Below are 19,825 nucleotides of genomic sequence, written 5' to 3'. Positions count from 1 at the left end.
ATTGTTTAATCTTTTTTTAATTTGGTTCTAAATTGTTATCTTCGGTGTCTGACGTTGGCTTAGAATCTTCATTTTTTTGCTCAATTTGATCGTCAGATTTAGTTTCAGAGATTTCTTTATTTTTCGATGCATCCGAAGATTTTTTATTGTCATTGCTTTGGAAAATTAAGACAATTTTTTCAATTAAATCATTTCTGCTTAATTCAGAGGCACCAAAAATATTTAATTTCTGTGCCATAATTAGCAACTGTTTATCATTAAGAGTTTCAAGTTGCGACTTGTAATCAATTTGGGGCTTTGCAGCTGCAGTCTCAGTCAAACTAGGATTATTTTCAGTTGCATCTGAAGAATTTTCAGACATTTTTTCATTATTAACTGTTTGGGAATTATTTTGGTCAAACATAGTTGGAAACATTGCAAATGGGTTGCCATTTAAACCTAATTCTTTTAGTTGTTGTTGTGCTCTTAAATATTTAAACATACGCATAATTTTTGAACATGGTCAATAGAAAACAAAGTAACCAATTGGTAAGATTATTGTAAAAACAAAGTTTAAAATTCGATTTAAATCCCAACTTGGAAAATTAAAGAAACTACCAATTGAAAAGAAAAAATTGATAAGCACAAAAGTAATAATAAAAGTATATAAAGTAGATAATCAAGGTGAGTATTTACTAAAATCTTTTTTCTTAATTGCAAAAATATAAGAGACCATATGTCAAATAAACATACCAAGAGAAATTAAAACAGTGACAATTGCAAAAGCAAATTTCCGTGTATAAAATATTGATGCTTGGCTGCTAAAATCAATAGCATTTGAGCCATTATTTTGTGATGATGAAATAGCTTCAGTGTAATGTAGAATATAATGTTCTTTTCTTAAAGCGAATTCAATAAACATACTAAATAAAAGAATGCATAGAATTCCTAAAAAAGTTGAAAACAAAATTCATCACATATTGAATCTTTTTCTTTGGTCATCATATAACTCTTCTGGAGTTGCATATTTAGTTATATCAATATCCCTCATTAAAACCTCCTTGATTTTAATATCTAATTTAAACCATAGTATTATAGATACTATTAATTTAAATATCTATAAATTATATATGATTATTATTTCATTTTATTTGCTTCAATTTCATTTGCCATAATGGAAGGAAGCGGAATTTCAAATTTTCTTTGTATATTTTTATTATCTATAAACTCTAATGAATATGCATGTAATCTTTGATTAAAGTCATCAATTTTTTTATTATAAACAGGGTCTCCATAAACTGGGTGTCCAATGTAGTTTAAGTGCACTCTAATTTGGTGAGTTCTCCCTGTTTTTAGTTGACATTTAATTAAAGTTTTATCTTTGTTATTGATTTTTAAATAATCTAAAACTTCAATAGCAGTAAAGGCATTTTTGGAATTTGTTTCAGTAACTGCAAATTTTTGGCGGTTATTTATATCCCTTCCTATAGGTAAGTCAATATGAATTTTTTTATTTGGAATTTTGCCATCAACAATGACAATATAGCTTCGATTAATTTTGTGCTCTTTTAGCAGTGAAGCAAAATAGTTATGTGTTTCATTGTTTTTTGCTACGATTAAAAGGCCACTTGTATCTTTATCAATCCGATGAATAATGCCAAGTCTTAAAAGACCATTAACATTACTTAAATTGTTTTTGAAATGATACATTAGTCCATTAACTAACGTATTTTCTTTATGCCCTGGGGCGGGGTGTACTACTAAGCCAGAAGGTTTATTTATTACTAAATAATCATCATTTTCAAAAACAATATCAAGGGGGATTTCTTGTTCTTTTAAATTAATTTGTTTATCAATAACTTTTTTTATTTCAATTTCATCGCCTTCTTTAAGAATAAATTTGTTTTTGTTAATTTTTCTTTGATTAACAAAAACAGCGCCTTCAGAAATAAGTTGCTGAATGTCATTTCTTGAAATATTGGAATTTGAAGATATATATTTATCGATTCTTTCAGAACAAGTAGCAATTAGTCTCAACATAGTTTAAATATTATATATAATAATTGATAAAATGGATTTCCTAGAGATTAAAAAATCAAAATTTATTCCGCTTTTAATTGATATTAAAGATAAAGAAGAAACAAAAGAAATTCTTAAAAAACTTTGAAATGAAAATAAAAAAGCAAGACATATTGTTTATGCTTATATTATTAAAAATGAAAAAATTACAATTAATGGATATAGTGATGATTCTGAACCTAAAGGTGTAGCTGGGATACCTTTATATAGTCTATTAGAATCTAAAAAAATCTATAATAAAATGTTAGTTGTCATTCGCTATTATGGCGGTATTGAGTTAGGAAAAAGCAATCTTTTAAGAGCTTATTTAAATGCAGCCAAATTAATTATTAAATAAAAAAATGCCCTTAAAATCAACGCATGATTTAGGCATTTTTTATGCTTCTTTAATAATAAATTGCTCTTTTTTTAATTTTTTCTCATGTACCATAATAAAAGCAAATTGCACTGTGTATAAAATAACAGCTAAACTCTGTCATATTAAAGCACCAATTGCTGCATTTATTATCGATTTACTTTCTTCTAAATCAGCTTTCGGATTTTTTGCTTTGATAACAACCAAAGTAAAAAATAGCATTCATGATAAACAGTTTAGAATGAATAAAAATGGCATTCAAGGACTTAAACCATGGAAATTTTTAGTCATAAAGCCTTTAATTAATTGTGGTAAAAATGCTAATGCTGTAAGAGCTGGTGTAATTAGTCCAATAATAATTGAAGCATTTTTACTAAAGGTAGCAATTTTGTTGTTTTCTTTTGGATAAAACATTTTTGTTTGAATTTTTTGGATTACTAAAACTATAAAAACAGCTAAAAAGGCAGCAATTAATAAATCAATTAAAACAATAAAAATTGTTGCAATTCTTAGTTGCTTTTTAGTAATTTCTTTGTTGTATGCATAAGTATAATAAATTGTGAATGAAAAAATAATTCCACAAATTAAATTAGCTAAAAATACATATCAACCATCTTCATTTGGTGTAAATACGCCATAAATAATTCAAATTACAATGCCAACAAAAAAGATTCAAAATGAATAATAATTAATGTTCTCTGCTTTCTTATTTTTTAGTAGTCGGATTAACTGGGGAATGCCGAGTGAGATTGTAAAAATAGCTCCTGCGGCTCCAAATATTTGAATAAATATATCTAATATCATAAATAATTATTATAGCATTTAGGTATTTTGTTATCTTATTTATTTTAAATAAAATAAAAAACACCAGAGGTGTTTCTTTGTCATTTCTGAAATGGTGGCTCCGGCAGGAATCGAACCAGCGACACACGGAGCTTCAGTCCGTTGCTCTACCAACTGAGCTACAGAGCCAATAATGGCGGTCCAGACGGGAATTGAACCCGCGATCTCTTCCGTGACAGGGAAGCGTATTAAACCACTTTACCACTGGACCGTGGTTGCGGAGGTTGGAATCGAACCAACGTCCTTTGGGTTATGAGCCCAACGAGCTGCCTCTGCTCTACTCCGCGATATAATGGCGGGCAATGAGGGATTTGAACCCCCGCGGGCCGTGAAGCCCCTGGCAGTTTTCAAGACTGCTCCCTTCAGCCTCTTGGGTAATTGCCCATTGGTGGACCCAACAGGACTCGAACCTGTAACCGACCGGTTATGAGCCGGTTGCTCTAACCATTGAGCTATGGGTCCAAAACATTCCCGATTGAGCCGATGCACATATGGTAGCACCGAAGAGATTCGAACTCTTGACCTTCCGGGTATGAACCGGATGCTCTAACCAACTGAGCTACAGTGCCATAATGGTGGAGAGGAAGGGACTCGAACCCTCTACCTCCTGCGTGCAAGGCAGGCGCTCTGGCCAGGTGAGCTACCCCCCCATAAATGGTGAAGAAGACAGGATTCGAACCTGCGACCGCTTGAGCCCAAGTCAAGTGCTCTACCAAGCTGAGCTACTTCTCCACACTTTTAATTTTTAATTTAACTTATTTAATCTGCTTAAGCACTTTAAGCATTAAAAAATTATATATGTTTTCATAAAAAAGATATAAAAATATTATTTTTTTTATTTCTAGAAATCTTCTTCATTTCAAACAAATTCATAATCCTTGATTTTGATTGTGTCACCATCTTTAATATTGGAGTTTTTTATCAATTCAAAGACTCCTAAATTCTTTAATTTTGTATTAAATCTTCAAAGATTATCTAATGAAATAACTGGAATTTTATCATATACTGCATATACATCATCACCAATAATTTCATATGTATCACTTGATAATTGTTTAATTTCAATCTTATTTTTTTGCAGTTGAATTAAAACTACATCTTCATTTTCATCGATATTATCAATTAAATTATTTTTTGCATCTTTTAGTGTATTTCAAAGTTGCTTCTTAATTTCTTCAATATTTGAATCATTAAAAGCTGAGTTAACAATTAAGTTTATATCAGGATATTTTATTTTAAATAAACTCATATGATGATCAAATGCTTCTAAATCTGACTTATTAGCAACAACGACTTGTGGAAGTAATTCCAATTTAAGATTGTAACTTTTAAGTTCATGATTAATAATTTCAAAATCCGAAATCGGATCCTTATTTGGATCTCCAAAATCAATAACATGACAAATAACGCGACAACGTTCAATGTGCTTTAAAAACTGAATACCTAATCCCCTACCCTCTGAAGCCTTCTCAATTAAACCTGGCAAATCGGCAATGACAAAATTATTCTCAAAATATTTAACCAATCCTAATTGAGGAACTAATGTAGTAAAGTCATAATCTGCTATTTTGGGTTTTGCATTGGAAATCAAAGATAAAATTGTACTTTTTCCTGCACTAGGTTTGCCAATTAACCCAACATCAGCCAAAACTTTTAAAGTCAAATGCAAATTAAATTTTTCGCCGGGCAAACCATTTTCACATATTCTAGGCGCTGTATTTCTTGATGATTTGAATCTTAAATTGCCTTTGCCACCTTTGCCACCTTTAGCAATTAGATATAAGTCTTCACTAATAACATCAGCAATTAATTTATTATCTTTGTAAACAGAAGTACCAAGGGGAACTTTTACAATTAAGTCTTCGCCTCCTCTACCATAAGCATTTTTAGGTTTTCCATTTTGACCGCTTTCAGCCACGATCTTATTTTGATAATAGAAACTTAAAAGTGTATTTTGTCCAGAGTCTCCTTGGAAGTAAATTGATCCTCCATCACCACCGTCACCACCATCTGGACCACCCTTATCCACATTGGCTTCACGACGAAAACTGATGATTCCATCACCACCTTTTCCTGCAATTGCTATGATATCAACTTCATCAATAAATTTCATGTGATTTATTTTATCAAAAAATAGCTCTTTTAAGGATATTTAAGTTATTAAGTTATTTATAATAAAATCATTGAAAATTTAATTTTTAATTAGTATTTTTCCAAGCATTTATGGAAATATTGAGTATATATTTTAATCTTTTCAATTTTATACTGTACTAATTATTCAATTTAATTTCAAATGCTTATTTATGCTGAATTCTAAACAATCTAATTGAGTAAATTGATTGAATTAAATTGTTTATAAAAATTTATTGAATATAGACCAATATAATTATTTAATTCAATCAAATTCAATGCTAAATGAATAAAAACTACACATTCTAAATTCAAGTAATATTTATATTTTCATTGCATCTTTTTTCTTGATTTTTAATCCTATATAATATACAATCGCAACTAACGGAGCCCCTCAAAGGAAAGAGAATGCAATATCGCTAACTCAATGTGCACGATTAACAATTAGACCAATTGCCATTGACCAAAAATAAATTAAATACACAACTATTCAAATTATTTTTTTGTAATTCAATGTTTTATTATTTGATAGAAAGAAAAAAAATATAAGTCCAATGTTAAGTGTAGCAATTACATGTCCCGAAGGAAATGCTCAATCAACTCAATTATCAAAGAATTTTAATTGTGGATCTGGTTTAAATGGTTTCCCATTAATGACATACCAAGGAAGTTGGATATCAAGCGGTATATTTCCTGCAAATTTTCCATCTCCGAGATCAAAACCATGTTTTGCCCAATTTTGAGATAAGTAATAACTAACTCATTCAGGATGTTCTTGCTTAACACTTTCAAGTAAATCTCCATAAATAACATTGTAATAATATGGTCTTGATGTAAGTCCCTTTACTAGGATAATAATAATGTATGAGATGATACTAAATAAAATAAATTTAATTGATTCAACTCAATATTTGTTTGTTAAAAAATCTTGTGATCTTGCAAACTTAAAATGTAAATATCAACCACCTCAAATAAATAATGTAAGATGAACAAATATAGTTGAAATTAGTGCTACTTTACGATATATAAATTTTGTCGCATATATCGCATCTCCCTCGCTTCCAAAACCGTTACCGGTTTTTATTCCAATATATGCTTTATAACATAGCACACAAATAAATATCATTGGATATATAAAGTAACCCGCATTTAGTATTCATCGATATTGAGATCCAAGATTTTTCTTACTATTTTTTGCTTTGACTAAAAATAGAGTTTCAAATATGACCATCGCAACAAAGAATAAAAAGACACCCAATAGCGTATTACCTGAAATTTCCATAAAAACTGATCAATATCTGACAAATTCAGATTTTAAAAAAGCTTGCTCAAAAAATTTAGCAAGTTTTAAATCGCCTGAATATGGACTTGAAATAATAAAACTAATTAATGAAATAAAGAATAATGCAAGAAAACTAAAAAATACTAAATTAAAGACTGTGTCTTTTTCCTTTTTAGATTTATATCTTACATTGTTACTCATTTTCAAAATTATTGTTTTCTACTAATTTAATAATATCAATAAAATAACTGAATTTATCAATATTTTTTAGTTACTTTTTAAACTCGCAATTTTAAATACTCTATTATTGATTTCTTTTAATTTCGTGTTGAATAAATGTTTATATTTTTTAAATTTGAAAAGCACTTATTTACATTTTGGCTTAACTTTTAATTGGAATAATAACTTATTAATAAGTTATAATTAAGTGTGTATAGATACATAAATTTAGTATATTAATGCATAGTTAAGAACTTAAGTTTGATAATGCAACTTTCAAGATAAAATATATGTATTTCTCACACATTCTTTCACTTTAATAATAAGAAATAATTCCTTGATTAGGTTAAATTATATTTATATTGGCTATTAAGATATGAGCATGAAAAATTAATTTTTATGTGCATATCAAATTAATATAACTTTCTGAAATTTATAGAAATCATTTCTTTTTAATAATTGTTAAGGCAAAAGAATGATTATTATTAAAAAGGGAATATAAATATATGTTCAATGTTGATTATTATGACAATGCAATTATTGAAAAAATAAATAATAAATTTTTTTCACTTGATGAAAAACAAATAATTGAGAAGTATATTGATATTGAAAATAAGGAATTTATAAAATATTTAGAATTAGAATTACTAAAATATGATAAGGAGACTAATTTTAAAGTTAAAAAAATTAAATTCTTTAAAGATACATTTGGAAATCCAATGATTTTTGTTGAATATTTGCCAATTGGTTGGGCAGTATTTTCTTTGACAAATTTTGAATCATTGGTTATTAATATAAATGAAAAATCAAACAAAATAAGTAAACTTGATAAAACTAAAATTTATTCTTTTGGTTTATACCAAGGTAATTTTTTTGAAATAAAAAAAGAATATGATTTTGTAGATGGTAATGAACTATATACTAAACTAATTAACAACAAGCTAAAAATATCTGATACTTTGAATAATAAAAAATTAATTGAAGTTAAAAATAAATTAACAAGTGATACTAACAACATGCATCCGTTGACTTTAGGGCATTCTCCCGGATATGCTCCGCTAAATAATAGAATTACTGATCGTATTATTAAAGCTGATAAGGAAGTCTCACATTCATGATGATTCAAAACCTTAAACGATAATTTTGGTTATGCTTATCCTCCAGAAGATTTCAATTACACAAAAGATGATAGAGGGTTATGCCATTATATAGCCATTGCTCTCTTATTAGAATATGGACAGTTATTTTTATCACAAGAAACATTTAGCCAAAACCAACTCGAAAAGTACATGACTAAACCAACTACTTCAAATCCTTTGAATGATAAGTATGGATATCCTACGGGTCCAAAATTTAACAAAAAATTGACTTTTGATCTTTGATTTAACCATGGTAAAGAAGCATTTTTTACTTCATCATCATATTTAGTATCTGTAATGAATAGTTTTCAATATGAAGATAAACATAAATATCCGTTATATGTTCAAAGAAGATCTGCCGGTTGGATAAAACCTTGAAAATGAATCAACGATGATAAACCTTGTATTGTGTTTGGTCATATACCAGTTGCTGAAAATGAATTAGGATGGCATGCAATTGTTGTTTATGGATATTTTGATAATGGAAATAAATGCCTAGCTCACTTTGGATGAGAAGGATATAGTCAAGTAATAATGAGTAGTTCACTATCTGGTCAATTGTGACTATTAGGTGTTTCAGCATCAAATGGTAAACCTACTGTAGCAGATAAGAGCTACTTTATGCTAAATAATGAGAATGTTGATGTAACGAGATTTAAATAGGAGAAAATATGAAATATTTACACACATCAATATTTAGCTCAAGTCACTTGCTATATTCATTGAATAAATCAAAAAAACGTGATATTGCACTAAGTTTCAGTTGAATAATTCAAGCTTTTTTCATTTTGATTTACGCAATTGATATTATTTCAATCAAAGTTAATGTGGTTGCAACTAATCGTCCAGCAATTTTTGCAATTACCATTGCTAAACTTTTTATATTTATTACTATATCAATCATCAATTTTACATTCATAAGTCCAACAATTAATAGATTAATTTCTGACTCAAATAATTTAAAAAATGTTCAAAGTTACAATATTGCAAAATATATTATTGAAAAAGATTCATATAAGGAAACAAAATCTAGTTTGATTAACTTACAATTCTATGTTAATTTAATTTGATTTGCTTTCTATATTCTTCTTCACACACTTATTATTACTTTTGCATATAAAGATACTTCAAACAAACATGATTGAATTCATCAAGTAATTATTGCATTTGCTTCATTTTCATTAATAAGAATCATATTGATTGACAATCTACTAATTCCACTATTGTATAAATCAAAATCAAGTAACAAAATTAACTGCGGAAACACAATCAATTACTTGTGAATTAATTGTTTATTAATGACATATTTTATTATTTCAATCATTACTGTATGGGCAAATTATACTTTTGATTACTGAAAAGCAGGTTGAACTAATTTAATCACTATAATTGTTTTATTTGTTGGTATCTTCATTATTTCATATATAACAAAAATAACTGCTATTTTAGTTAAAAATAGAAAAGTTAAAAATAACTTTAAATATCTATCAGCATTTCTAATTACATTTAATTTTGAATGATAATTAATTAATAAAAAATAGAGTTCCAATCAGGATACTCTATTTTTTTTAATTTAGTTGATTGATGAAATTTAACATCTTGAATTATATTAGATTGATTACTTTTTAATAATTCTAGAAAATAGAATTTCAGTTGCATCTGGAATAAGATTATCAAATTTGGAATAATTATTAATTTGATTATCACTAAACTCATCTAATTTTAAAAATGAAAGAATTTTTTGCATTTTTTTAGGCATTACGATTGAAAGCATGAATGCAATTGCATAAATTCCATTAAGCAAGACATCTAATACACAATTTAAACGTTTTTTATTTTCCTTTAAGGTTCAAGGTTTGGTTAGATCAATATATTCATTCAATTTAGATGACAGCAAGATTGCTATCTTTAAGGCTCTATCCGCATGAAAATTATCTAATTCAGTAACATAATCTAAGTAATATTGTGAATATAAACTTAATGTTTCAATATCTATTGCTTCTAAGTATTCCTTGATATAAGAAACTCCATTTTCAAAATTCTGATTAATCATTTTGATTGTGCGATTGACTAGATTTCCAAAATTATTTGCTAAATCTGCATTCAAAACATTGATTAGAAGTTCTTCACTAAAGGAAAAGTCACTATCAATATTCACTTGGGAACTAAAGAAATACTTAATTTCTTCGACTCCATATTTTTCAATTAGTGGGACAGGTTCAATTACATTTCCTTTTGATTTAGACATTTTTCCTTCAGGTGTAATAATTCATGAATGAACTACTTCTTTTGTTGGAAGATTTATATCAAGACTCTTAAGAAAAATAGGTCAATAAATCGCATGAAATCTTGATATTTCTTTAGCTAAAACATGAATTCTCTCATCTCCATTAACTCAATATTTCAAGTAATTTTTTTCATTATTACTCTTATATCCTAATGCACTTAGATAATTAAATAATGCATCAAGTCAAACATAGATTACATGTTGTCTTGAATCATTATATTTTTCTTTTGGTATCTTGATTCCTCAATCAAAAGAAATTCTTGTAATTGATAAATCTTCCAATCCTTTTTGAAGAAAGTTACTTGTTAATTCTTTTTGTATATTTTTATTAGTTAGAAAATTGGGATTAGATGCAAAAAATAAATTAATTCAGTCTTGCATCTTTTTTATATTAAAGAAATAACTTTCCTCTTCTATTTCTTGAAGTAGATGTCCAGAAGTTGGGTGATAGTATTGATTGTCCTTTAAAATTGCTTGAGTCCTAGTCAAAAATTCTTCATCATTAACTGAATATAAACCTGTGTACTTATCTTTATATAAATATCCTCTTTCAAACATTTTTGAAAAAACTTCAAGTACCATTGATTCGTGTTCTTTATTTGTAGTTCGACTATAGAAATCATAATCAATATCAAGCATTTTTCATAAGTTTACAAATTTAAGTGATTCTTTATCAACATATGATTGTGGATCCAAATTTTGCTCTAGCGCTTTTTTTTGAATTTTTTGACCATGTTCATCAATTCCAGTAACAAAAAAAGTATCATATCCTCTTGATTTTTTATAATTCCGATATACTCAGGCTAGCGTTGTAGTTAAAAGATGTCCAATGTGTAAGTTTCCACTTGGATAATAAATTGGAGTTGAGACATAAAAAGTTTTTTTATTTTGCATCTTTAATACCTTCTTTGATTGGAATATATAGTTTTTTTGTTTCTTCATTGTATGAATGATCAGTTTTATCTTCATTATGTAAATAAATATTAGGTTCAAAAAAAGTTCCTCAACCTGAATTGAATCTTGATTCAACTAAACAGAATTTAGGTTGCGAATTTATTCTTGTATGAATTAGTTGCACTCTTTTTGGTTCAAAGTTATATTTCCTTAATAGACATATTAAATCAATATATCTAGCCATCGGTAGAACAATTGATAAATAACCTTTTTGCTCAATGATTTTAGATGATAAAGAAATAAGTTCTTCAAGATTTAAATTAATTTCATGTGTAGCTAATTTTTGTTCATAAGTTCCTGTGTTTCTAGGTTTATTAAAGTTTTCATTATAGTAAGGAGGATTGGCAATAATTGAAGAATATTTTTTTGCTAACTTATTTCCACATTTGAATGCATATTCTTTTGCATAAACTCTAAAATCAGCTTCAATAACATTGATTTGTTGTTGCATATTATTAAGTGCTACATTTTTTTTAGCCAAGTCAACTGCCTTACTTTGAATTTCAATTGCATCAATCTTAATTCTTTTTGATCTAGCTGCAACAAATATTGAAAGTGCTCCATTATTTGTTCCAATCTCTAAAATATTAGAAACATTTCGATTAATTGAAATAAAGTTGCCTAATAAAATTGTATCAACTGAATAATTAAACATCTCTTTATCTTGATAGACAAAAAGATCGTTACCATAACCTAAATTATTTTTGAAAATACCAACTTTTTTCATTGTCTATTAAATTATATTTAAATATTTAAGTACATAACTAATTTAATCTTTGCCTCTATTAGTTATTTAAAAAGTATTTAAATTAATTTCATTTTCTTAATCGCTATTAAAAATCAGAATTTAAAAATTCGAAAGCCATGTTTCGAATTTTACTATTATTTTTTTGAAATATCATAGAAGATTACAGGCATTGAAATATCTTTAACTCAATCTTCTTCAAGATCATCATTACGTTTAAAATGCTTATTTAATTTAAAAGAATAAATATCAAAGATTTTTAGCATATCTTCATGTGTATAAAATCTATTGATATGCTTAATATGCTTAATGTCAGGACGCGGATTGATTAGAACTTTTTTATTTGAAAATAATGGAAGAGAATAAACTTTAATCTTATTAACTCAAAAATTTTTATATTCATCTGATGAAAACATATCATGAATTGTAAATATAAAATGACTATTTTTATCTCTTAGAAGATTATTGATTTTTTTAAAGAATTTATCAAGATCTCTTTTAGAAATTATATTCGTTAGCCCGTTGAAACTAAAGAAGATTAAATCAAATTTAGTATCTTCTTTGAAAGTTAGAATATTTTGCATTAAAAAAGTGATATTTTTTGTATCTTTTAAATTTTTCATTAATTCTTTTGAAATATCAATAGCAATAATTTTTGCATTTGGAAAAAGTTTTTCTAATGCAAAAGTAGTTCTTCCAGTTCCGCAGCCAATATCTAAAATATCTTCTATTTTATTATTCTTAGTAATTAAGTCATTTAAGATTAATTTTTCAGACTCTCATAAGCCTTTTTTTGGTTGTTTCCTTATATTCATCTGAAATTAATTTATTGTTATAATATTTTTTAATTTTTAAATCTTTTCAATCAAACATAGAATAAAAAATCCCCAAACAAGCAATTAAAATAACTGCTGAATAAAATAAGTAAGCATAAAAGTATGTAAATTTTATTGTTATCAGTGTTAATAGCAAATTAATTAATGATGATAACAAAATTCTAAAAACAATTGATATGCCATTTTGCTTATGAAAATTATTCTTATCAAATAATTCATATGATAATGAATAAAAAATTGGAATAAACAGTGAAAATAGAAATTGTTGTGTTGTAGTAATTACAATATAACTTATTAAATAGCTACTTTCATTTGCATTCTTAAATGGTAATCAAACAAAATTTAAAATTAACATTAAGCAAATTAGAATAAAAAAATGTTTTTTGAGATTTTTCTTTTTTGCTTAACAAATAAGATACTATTACACCAAATAATGAAAACAAAGTAAAAATAATTGATAAATAAAAGCCTCACGTATCAATCTTGTAACTAATCAAACTTGAAAATAATTGGGAAAGCCCAGAGTTTTTTGGATATAGAAATATACCAGCTAAAAATGAACCACAAAGAATAAAAATTCACGATTTTAACTTAGTTTTTTTAATAATTTGCTTCTTAGTTTCAATTTCTTTTTGAAAATTTGTGGTGAACTTGTAGTTTTCAAAGAAAAATACAAGAAACCAGAAAGAAAATACGTAACCATATTCAAAACTACTAACCAATAGAAGGCTAAATTCTTGAATAAAAAGAATGAAAGAATTGCAGATAAAAGAAGACCAAATGATGTTGCAAATGAATTAGATATATTTAGCGTTTTCATTTCTTTATTATTTGTTGCAATATAATAGACAACATTTTTTAGATAAATAAATCTAAATGAATGAATAATTCCAAGACAAGTATTTAATATGATCAATACGATTGAAAGAATCAATTTATTCTCAATGAGGAATAAATTAATTAACACCGGGGATTAAATATACAAAACTAAAAATGTCAGCAATCAATAAAATTAATTTATCATTCTTTAATTTTTTCACAATTTTCGAACTTAACAAATAAACAAAGATTGAAGGAAGCTGAATTAATAAATAAAAGATTGTTACTAACCAAAGGTTACCTGTAAATTTATATATAAAAATTGAACTTCAAAGTTTAAATGCCTCTGACCCAATCATTGATAAAGTAAGAGAGCTAGTGTATTTTATGTTTTTTTGTGTATGTTTTCATCTTTTTTAATCCCAAAAATGTAAACTATATAAGATTAGCACTATTAAGATATAGAAAGCATTTTTTTGTAATTTATTTTTTTCTTTTTAGCAAGAAAACAAAAAAATCTCAATATCAACTGAGATTTCTTATTTCTTTAATTTTATTATTTAGCGTTTTTCATTGAACGCATAACTTGTCTAATTTGAGCTTCTGATGCTTTGCGACCCATTTGTTGAAACATTACCCGAATCATTTTTTCATTGATTGGTGGATTTTCTTTTAATTGTTTTTCGAATTTTTTCTTTGCAATATAAAGTGTAACAAATGCAGAAATAGCAGCAAATAGCAATGGTAATATAACTAATAATACAATTCCCCAGGTAGGCATTTTTTCAATTCCTTTTTTAAATTCTTTTTCTTACTTTTAAAACTATTAATAAAATGATTGCAGGTATTATAAGAATAATTAATACACTTAAAAAGAATACTTTTGCTCAAAACTTATGTGTTTTGGTTTTTATTTCAGCATAATCTTTATAGTCCATGATTTCAGAGCCAAAAAATACTTGAATATCACTAATTTTTTTCTTGCGATAGATTGTGCCAATAATAAATAGCATTAATACCAATAGCATTATACCACAAAGTGTATACACTAAAATGTTAGGGTTGGAAAATGAATTATGGATTCATTTTTTAAAATCAAGTTTTCCTCATTTTTGATCTTTTAGTGCTCAAAAAATAAGTGTAAAAACTCCCACATAAAACAAAAACGCTACAGCTAATCAAGTTCGGCGAACTTGTTTTTTTAGTAATCTTAAATAAAGTTTTTCAATATATTGCGGTGCTTTTTGATTACCTTTTCTTAATTCAACTCGATAGAAAATAATTGACTTTTTAATACTTATAAATTCAATAAGATTTAAAGAAAAATAAGTAAATGAAATAATGATTAAAATGGTTGGAATTACATACCAACCTCAAGGAATTGCTTTAATTGATTCATCAACTAATTTCAATTTAATAAATAAATCTTTTGCAAAAGCAAAAATCAAGCAGGCAATCACTGAAAATAAAAAAACAACACTAAATAAAATCAAATTAATTTTCTTTTGAATTTTTTCTGATGAAAAAAGTTTGTAAATTTCGTTAGGAATAACTCTTTCAGGATCAAGCATTTTAGTCTTATCTGAAGGATTTTCAGTATTGCTTGTATCAACCATTGTAGCAATTTGTGAAGTATTTGTTTTTTCATCAACAACTAATAAATCATTACTTTGATGATTGATAATTAATGGTTTAATTTCCAATGTACACCTCCTTTTGCTTTAGTTTAATATTAATTAATTCAAGTTTTGTTTTACTTATTTTTTTTATTGCTTGAAGTTTCGGTTTTTAGGATTGCTAAGAAGGCTTCTTGAGGAACTTCAACACTGCCAATTTGTTTCATTCGCTTCTTACCTTCTTTTTGTTTTTTAAGAAGTTTTTGTCTTCTTGTGACATCGCCACCATACAATTTGGCAGTGACATCTTTTCTGTATGCTTTAATTGTTTCTCTTGCTATTATTTTACCCCCAATTGCAGCCTGAATTGGAATTTCAAAGTTTTTTCTTGGCACTACTTCTTTAAGTTTTTCAGCTAATTCACGGCTACGATTATAAGCAAAATCACGATGCACAATTAAAGCAAGAGTATCAATCTTTTCACCATTAAGCATAATATCTACTTTTACTAAATCACTTTCGCGTAGTCCTATATGTTCATAATCAAAAGAAGCATAACCTTTTGAATAACTTTTCATTAGATCAAAGAAATCAAAAATTGTTTCATTTAAGGGCAACTCATAAACAAGTCTTCTTCTTTTTTCATCCAAATATTCAATTTCAATATATTTACCTCTTTTAGATTGACACAGTTCCATAATTGGCCCAATATATTCTTCCGTTAGCATAATTGAAGCTCGAATGTAAGGTTCCTCAATACTTTTAATGACACTTCTATCAGGAAAAAGTGAAGGATTAGTAATATATAGCACTTCGCCATTTGTTAAAGTTATAACGAATTCAACAGATGGCGCTGTTGCTAAAATATCAATATTAAATTCTCTTTCAAGTCTTTCTTGGAGCACATCCATATGCAACAGCCCTAAAAACCCAATTCGAAAACCAAAACCTAAGGCTTTGGAAGTTTCAGGTTCTCAAACAATCGAAGAATCAGACAAACTAATTTTTTCAAGGGCATCTTTTAATAGATTGTAATCTCTTGTATCAACAGGATAAAATCCAGTGTAAACAACTGGCTTCATTTTTTTATATCCAGGAAGTGGATAGGAAATTGGATTGTTAGCTAAAGTTATAGTATCCCCAACAGAAACACTTTTAACATCCCGAATTGATGCAGCAATTCATCCAACTTCACCAGCACTTAGTTTTTCTTTTTTTTCTTCATTTGGATTCTTAACGCCAAGTTCAGAAACTAAATATTTTTTCTTAGTTTGCATAAAATAAATTTCATCACCAACCTTAAGCTCACCATTGAAAATTCTTGTATAAATAACAACACCCCGATAATTATCAAAGTAACTATCAAAAATTAAGGCTTCAAGAGGCTTATTTGGATTTGCTTCTTTTGGGGCTGGAATTCTTTTAATAATTGCTTCTACAACTTTATCAATATTAATTCCTGTTTTAGCTGAAATTAAAATTGCATCGGAAGCATCAATTCCAATAATATTTTCAATTTCTTTTTTGATGCGTTCAGGATCAGCACTTGGCAAGTCAACTTTGTTAATAACAGGAATAATTTCGAGATTATTTTCAATAGCTAAATAAACATTAGCTAGTGTTTGTGCTTGAATTCCTTGTGTTGCATCAACTAATAAAAGTGCTCCTTCGCAAGCAGCTAAACTTCTACTTACTTCATAAGTGAAGTCCACATGACCTGGTGTATCAATTAAATGAAAAATATAGTCCTTATACTTAATTTGCACAGCATTCAATTTGATTGTAATACCACGTTCTTGTTCTAAGTCCATTGAGTCTAAAAGTTGGGGTTTTAAATCCCGTTTACTTACTGTATCAGTGAATTCTAAAATTCTGTCAGCAAGTGTACTTTTTCCATGGTCAATATGGGCAATGATTGCAAAATTTCTTATCTTTTCATTTGTCATATTTTTATAATTATAGTTATAAAACAAGAAAATTATTTGCATTTAATTTTTGGTCGAAAAGATCGTATAAAATGCATTGCAGTAACTTAGAAAAATTAGTTTATATAAATATTAAATAGAGCTACATTTTATACCTTATTTAGAAAGATTTTTAAAGGTTATAAAAGCTTGATTTTTAGCCATTTAGTTAGTCTTATTTCAATAAGAAAAACAATAAAGTTAAGATTCTAAAAAACATAATTTTTTAGCAAAAATCAATATTTGTTCAATCTAAAAGCAATAAAATTGGGCATTTTTATCCTAATTTTTAGGAATTTTTGTATTTTTAGTTATACTTTACTTTTTCAATATTTTAAAATATTTTCTATTAATTTAAGTAATGTAAAAATAATCTTGTAAACAAAATAAAAAATAAAAAAACTAAAAGGTATATTAAAGAATGACAAAAAATAAAAAGCTTATTATTGGCATTTCAACTGCAGCTGGAATTGCAGTTCCTACCATTGCCATTCCTACTGCAATTGTTTTAAGCAAAAAAAATAAAAATGCAAATAATTCAAATATTGAAAACTCTCAAAATGACCAAGGTTCAATGCATGGAAATAATATGTATAACATGCCAAACAAAATGGGTCAAGTGAGTCTAAATGATCTATTTCCAAATAAGAATTTAGGTCTAATTCTTACAGATGAATCTAAGCCAACTTCTCAAGAGATTATTGATGCTTTGAAAGCTAAAAATTCAAGTGTTGATAGCAATGTTTTTGAAACACTTACTCTAGATGGACCTTCTGAAAAAAGTGCAAAACTTTCATCAAAAATTAAAGAAAGATATACAGGTAGCTTAGAAGTAACTTTTGAAGTTCAAACAAAAAGTGATTATAGAAACAAAACAAAAGAAATAGTTGAAAAATTGTGAGACCAAGAGTTCAAAGGTAAGTTAACAACTACTGACTATTTTTCAGAAATATTGCAAAAAATTACTGATAAGATCAATCGTCCTCTTTCAAAGATTTCATTAAAGGAAAATGATAGTCAAAAAGGTTTCTATTCAATTTTTAAAGACCAAGAGGATACTAAAAATAAGAAACCTGAAATGAAAGAAGAGATGGAAGAGAAAAAAGAAGAACCTAGAAAGCCATCAACCTTCAATCTTCTTCTTGATAACGAAGAATTAAGTCTAGAAGTAGGGGAAGTTAAAAGAGGGAAAAGACCTACTAAATACCTTGATAAAAATGGAAATTTAAGAAGTACTCCTGACTTAAACTTAGTAAATTTAGATACTAATGAAATCATTGAAATTGGCTTCCATCATACTAAAGAAGATGAATTTCAGGCTATTAATTTTCCAAAAAATATAAAGAAGGTTCCGACAACTTTACCTAGTTTAATTACAACTTTAGAGGGTGCTTTTAAGGACTTGGAAAGCGAAATAGTTGAAGGTATTGACCAATGAGATACTTCAAATATCACAAGTATGGAATCTACTTTTTGGGGAGCAAAGAAATTTAATGGCAATATTTCAAAATGAAAAACCACAAAAGTCAAGTCATTTAGAAATATGTTTAATTCTGCTGAATCATTTAATGGTAAATTAAAAGATTGAAATACTGAAAATGCAACAAGTATGAATGCAATGTTTACATTTGCTAAAACGTTCAACCAAGATATATCAAAATGAAGAACTGAAAAAGTTACTGATATGGCTCAAATGTTTTATGGAGCTGAAAAATTTAATCAAGAATTAAAAAATTGAAACGTAAAAATGGTTGCTGATATGTCTTTTATGTTTGCTAGTGCCAAAGTTTTCAACCAAGAGCTAAATGATTGAAAAACTGAAGAAGTTAAATCTATGAGATCAATGTTTGAAGGAGCATCTAAATTTAATAAACCTATTGGAACATGAAACACTAATAATGTTGAAGATATGGGTCGAATGTTTTTTAATGCTACCTCATTTGATCAAGATATTAAAAATTGAAATACTGACAAATTAAAAAAATCTCACCAATATTTCAAATTTGTTGAAGGGTCAAAAATACATGATAAAGAAAATTATCTACCTGAAAAATTAAAAGAGAAAGTAAAGAAAATGAGTATGCGGGAAACTAACTCCAGATCCACCTCATCTGCAAAATAAAAAGATATGACTCCAATAAAAAAGTCATATCTTTTTTTTATGCATTTTTTATGATATGGCGGGCAATAAGGGATTCGAACCCTTGCGAGCTATTAACTCCTAACAATTTTCGAGACTGTCCTCTTTGGCCACTTGAGTAATTGCCCAAATTATAATAATAATAATTATTTTAATTTAATTTAGGTAATAAATTAGTTTTTCATATTCTAAAAATAACAATTTATATACCTTAAAAAAGTAAAAGTAAGCAAACCACTCTAATGCTTACTTTTTATATTATGGTTAGGAATCTCAATTGGCTTTTTGATATGGCGGGCAATAAGGGATTCGAACCCTTGCGAGCTGTTAACTCCTAATAACCTTCCAAGCTATCCTCTTAGACCACTTGAGTAATTGCCCATATAAAATTCCAATATAACTATTATATTAGTTATATAAGTAAAATATTATAAAATT

16 protein-coding genes and 10 tRNA genes are annotated in these 19,825 nt (G+C 27.1%); 4 read left to right on the top strand and 22 right to left on the bottom strand.

Going from position 1 to position 19,825, the window contains the following annotated elements; all coding sequences use genetic code 4:
* Positions 1-16 precede the first annotated feature (16 nt).
* Together MAU_RS01370 and MAU_RS01365 are read right to left on the bottom strand one after the other, a co-directional pair.
* Complete coding sequence (locus MAU_RS01370) at positions 17-1,030, bottom strand: hypothetical protein (protein WP_004424127.1); 1,014 nt, start codon at positions 1,028-1,030, stop codon at positions 17-19.
* A gap of 86 nt (positions 1,031-1,116) precedes the next feature.
* Positions 1,117-2,019: an RluA family pseudouridine synthase gene (locus MAU_RS01365; RefSeq protein WP_004424125.1), complete on the bottom strand. Its 903-nt coding sequence runs from the start codon at positions 2,017-2,019 to the stop codon at positions 1,117-1,119.
* Between the two features lie 31 nt (positions 2,020-2,050).
* Here MAU_RS01365 and MAU_RS01360 point away from each other — a divergent pair, with 31 nt between their 5' ends.
* Positions 2,051-2,395, top strand: a complete 345-nt coding sequence (locus MAU_RS01360) for a YigZ family protein (RefSeq protein WP_004424123.1) — start codon at positions 2,051-2,053, stop codon at positions 2,393-2,395.
* Between the two features lie 39 nt (positions 2,396-2,434).
* Here MAU_RS01360 and MAU_RS01355 read toward each other — a convergent pair whose 3' ends face one another.
* From MAU_RS01355 to MAU_RS01305, 11 genes are all read right to left on the bottom strand, one after another.
* A complete protein-coding gene (locus tag MAU_RS01355; protein ID WP_004424120.1) occupies positions 2,435-3,217 on the bottom strand; it encodes a PQ-loop domain-containing transporter in 783 nt (260 codons plus the stop codon).
* A gap of 92 nt (positions 3,218-3,309) precedes the next feature.
* Positions 3,310-3,385 (bottom strand) — tRNA-Phe (locus tag MAU_RS01350).
* A gap of 5 nt (positions 3,386-3,390) precedes the next feature.
* Positions 3,391-3,467: transfer RNA gene (locus MAU_RS01345), tRNA-Asp, on the bottom strand.
* A 1-nt stretch (position 3,468) separates the two neighbouring features.
* A tRNA-Met gene (locus MAU_RS01340) sits at positions 3,469-3,543 on the bottom strand.
* 6 nt (positions 3,544-3,549) lie between these two features.
* A tRNA-Ser gene (locus tag MAU_RS01335) sits at positions 3,550-3,640 on the bottom strand.
* A gap of 2 nt (positions 3,641-3,642) precedes the next feature.
* Positions 3,643-3,718: transfer RNA gene (locus tag MAU_RS01330), tRNA-Ile, on the bottom strand.
* A gap of 30 nt (positions 3,719-3,748) precedes the next feature.
* A tRNA-Met gene (locus MAU_RS01325) sits at positions 3,749-3,825 on the bottom strand.
* 4 nt (positions 3,826-3,829) lie between these two features.
* Positions 3,830-3,906, bottom strand: a tRNA-Ala gene (locus tag MAU_RS01320).
* A gap of 5 nt (positions 3,907-3,911) precedes the next feature.
* A tRNA-Pro gene (locus MAU_RS01315) sits at positions 3,912-3,988 on the bottom strand.
* 109 nt (positions 3,989-4,097) lie between these two features.
* Positions 4,098-5,369: a GTPase ObgE gene (gene obgE, locus MAU_RS01310; protein ID WP_004424118.1), complete on the bottom strand. Its 1,272-nt coding sequence runs from the start codon at positions 5,367-5,369 to the stop codon at positions 4,098-4,100.
* 339 nt (positions 5,370-5,708) lie between these two features.
* Entirely contained in the window at positions 5,709-6,869 is a 1,161-nt protein-coding gene (locus MAU_RS01305; protein WP_004424117.1) for a phosphatase PAP2 family protein, read from the bottom strand.
* A gap of 524 nt (positions 6,870-7,393) precedes the next feature.
* Between MAU_RS01305 and MAU_RS01300 the strand changes: the two genes are divergently transcribed.
* Positions 7,394-8,689 (top strand): putative cysteine peptidase, encoded by a 1,296-nt coding sequence (locus tag MAU_RS01300; RefSeq protein WP_004424115.1) that lies wholly within the window; start codon positions 7,394-7,396, stop codon positions 8,687-8,689.
* An 8-nt stretch (positions 8,690-8,697) separates the two neighbouring features.
* Entirely contained in the window at positions 8,698-9,549 is an 852-nt protein-coding gene (locus MAU_RS01295; protein WP_004424113.1) for a hypothetical protein, read from the top strand.
* Positions 9,550-9,644: 95 nt separating this feature from the next.
* On the opposite strand, the gene metG is transcribed toward MAU_RS01295, so the two are convergent.
* The 7 genes from metG to lepA all read right to left on the bottom strand — a co-directional run bounded on the left by metG (position 9,645) and on the right by lepA (position 17,229).
* Positions 9,645-11,207: a methionine--tRNA ligase gene (gene metG / locus MAU_RS01290; protein WP_004424111.1), complete on the bottom strand. Its 1,563-nt coding sequence runs from the start codon at positions 11,205-11,207 to the stop codon at positions 9,645-9,647.
* Positions 11,197-11,994: a tRNA1(Val) (adenine(37)-N6)-methyltransferase gene (locus MAU_RS01285; protein WP_004424107.1), complete on the bottom strand. Its 798-nt coding sequence runs from the start codon at positions 11,992-11,994 to the stop codon at positions 11,197-11,199. Before MAU_RS01285 ends, metG begins: the two co-directional genes overlap by 11 nt.
* Before the next feature lie 155 nt (positions 11,995-12,149).
* A complete protein-coding gene (locus MAU_RS03675; protein ID WP_004424104.1) occupies positions 12,150-12,827 on the bottom strand; it encodes a class I SAM-dependent methyltransferase in 678 nt (225 codons plus the stop codon).
* Positions 12,754-13,203: a hypothetical protein gene (locus MAU_RS03670; protein WP_238543389.1), complete on the bottom strand. Its 450-nt coding sequence runs from the start codon at positions 13,201-13,203 to the stop codon at positions 12,754-12,756. The genes MAU_RS03675 and MAU_RS03670 overlap by 74 nt, the downstream gene beginning before the upstream one ends.
* Positions 13,204-14,223: 1,020 nt before the next feature.
* Entirely contained in the window at positions 14,224-14,448 is a 225-nt protein-coding gene (locus MAU_RS01270; protein ID WP_004424102.1) for a YneF family protein, read from the bottom strand.
* 16 nt (positions 14,449-14,464) lie between these two features.
* A complete protein-coding gene (locus MAU_RS01265; protein WP_004424100.1) occupies positions 14,465-15,370 on the bottom strand; it encodes an MSC_0882 family membrane protein in 906 nt (301 codons plus the stop codon).
* Between the two features lie 50 nt (positions 15,371-15,420).
* A complete protein-coding gene (lepA, locus tag MAU_RS01260; RefSeq protein WP_004424099.1) occupies positions 15,421-17,229 on the bottom strand; it encodes a translation elongation factor 4 in 1,809 nt (602 codons plus the stop codon).
* A 439-nt stretch (positions 17,230-17,668) separates the two neighbouring features.
* Here lepA and MAU_RS03430 point away from each other — a divergent pair, with 439 nt between their 5' ends.
* Complete coding sequence (locus tag MAU_RS03430) at positions 17,669-19,369, top strand: BspA family leucine-rich repeat surface protein (protein WP_004424098.1); 1,701 nt, start codon at positions 17,669-17,671, stop codon at positions 19,367-19,369.
* A 56-nt stretch (positions 19,370-19,425) separates the two neighbouring features.
* Here MAU_RS03430 and MAU_RS01250 read toward each other — a convergent pair.
* A tRNA-Ser gene (locus tag MAU_RS01250) sits at positions 19,426-19,515 on the bottom strand.
* 163 nt (positions 19,516-19,678) lie between these two features.
* Positions 19,679-19,768, bottom strand: a tRNA-Ser gene (locus MAU_RS01245).
* Between the last annotated feature and the right edge of the window lie 57 nt (positions 19,769-19,825).

Source organism: Metamycoplasma auris 15026 (assembly GCF_000367765.1).
Classification (GTDB): domain Bacteria; phylum Bacillota_I; class Bacilli_A; order Mycoplasmatales; family Metamycoplasmataceae; genus Metamycoplasma; species Metamycoplasma auris_A.
This window is presented reverse-complemented; position numbering and strand designations above follow the sequence as displayed.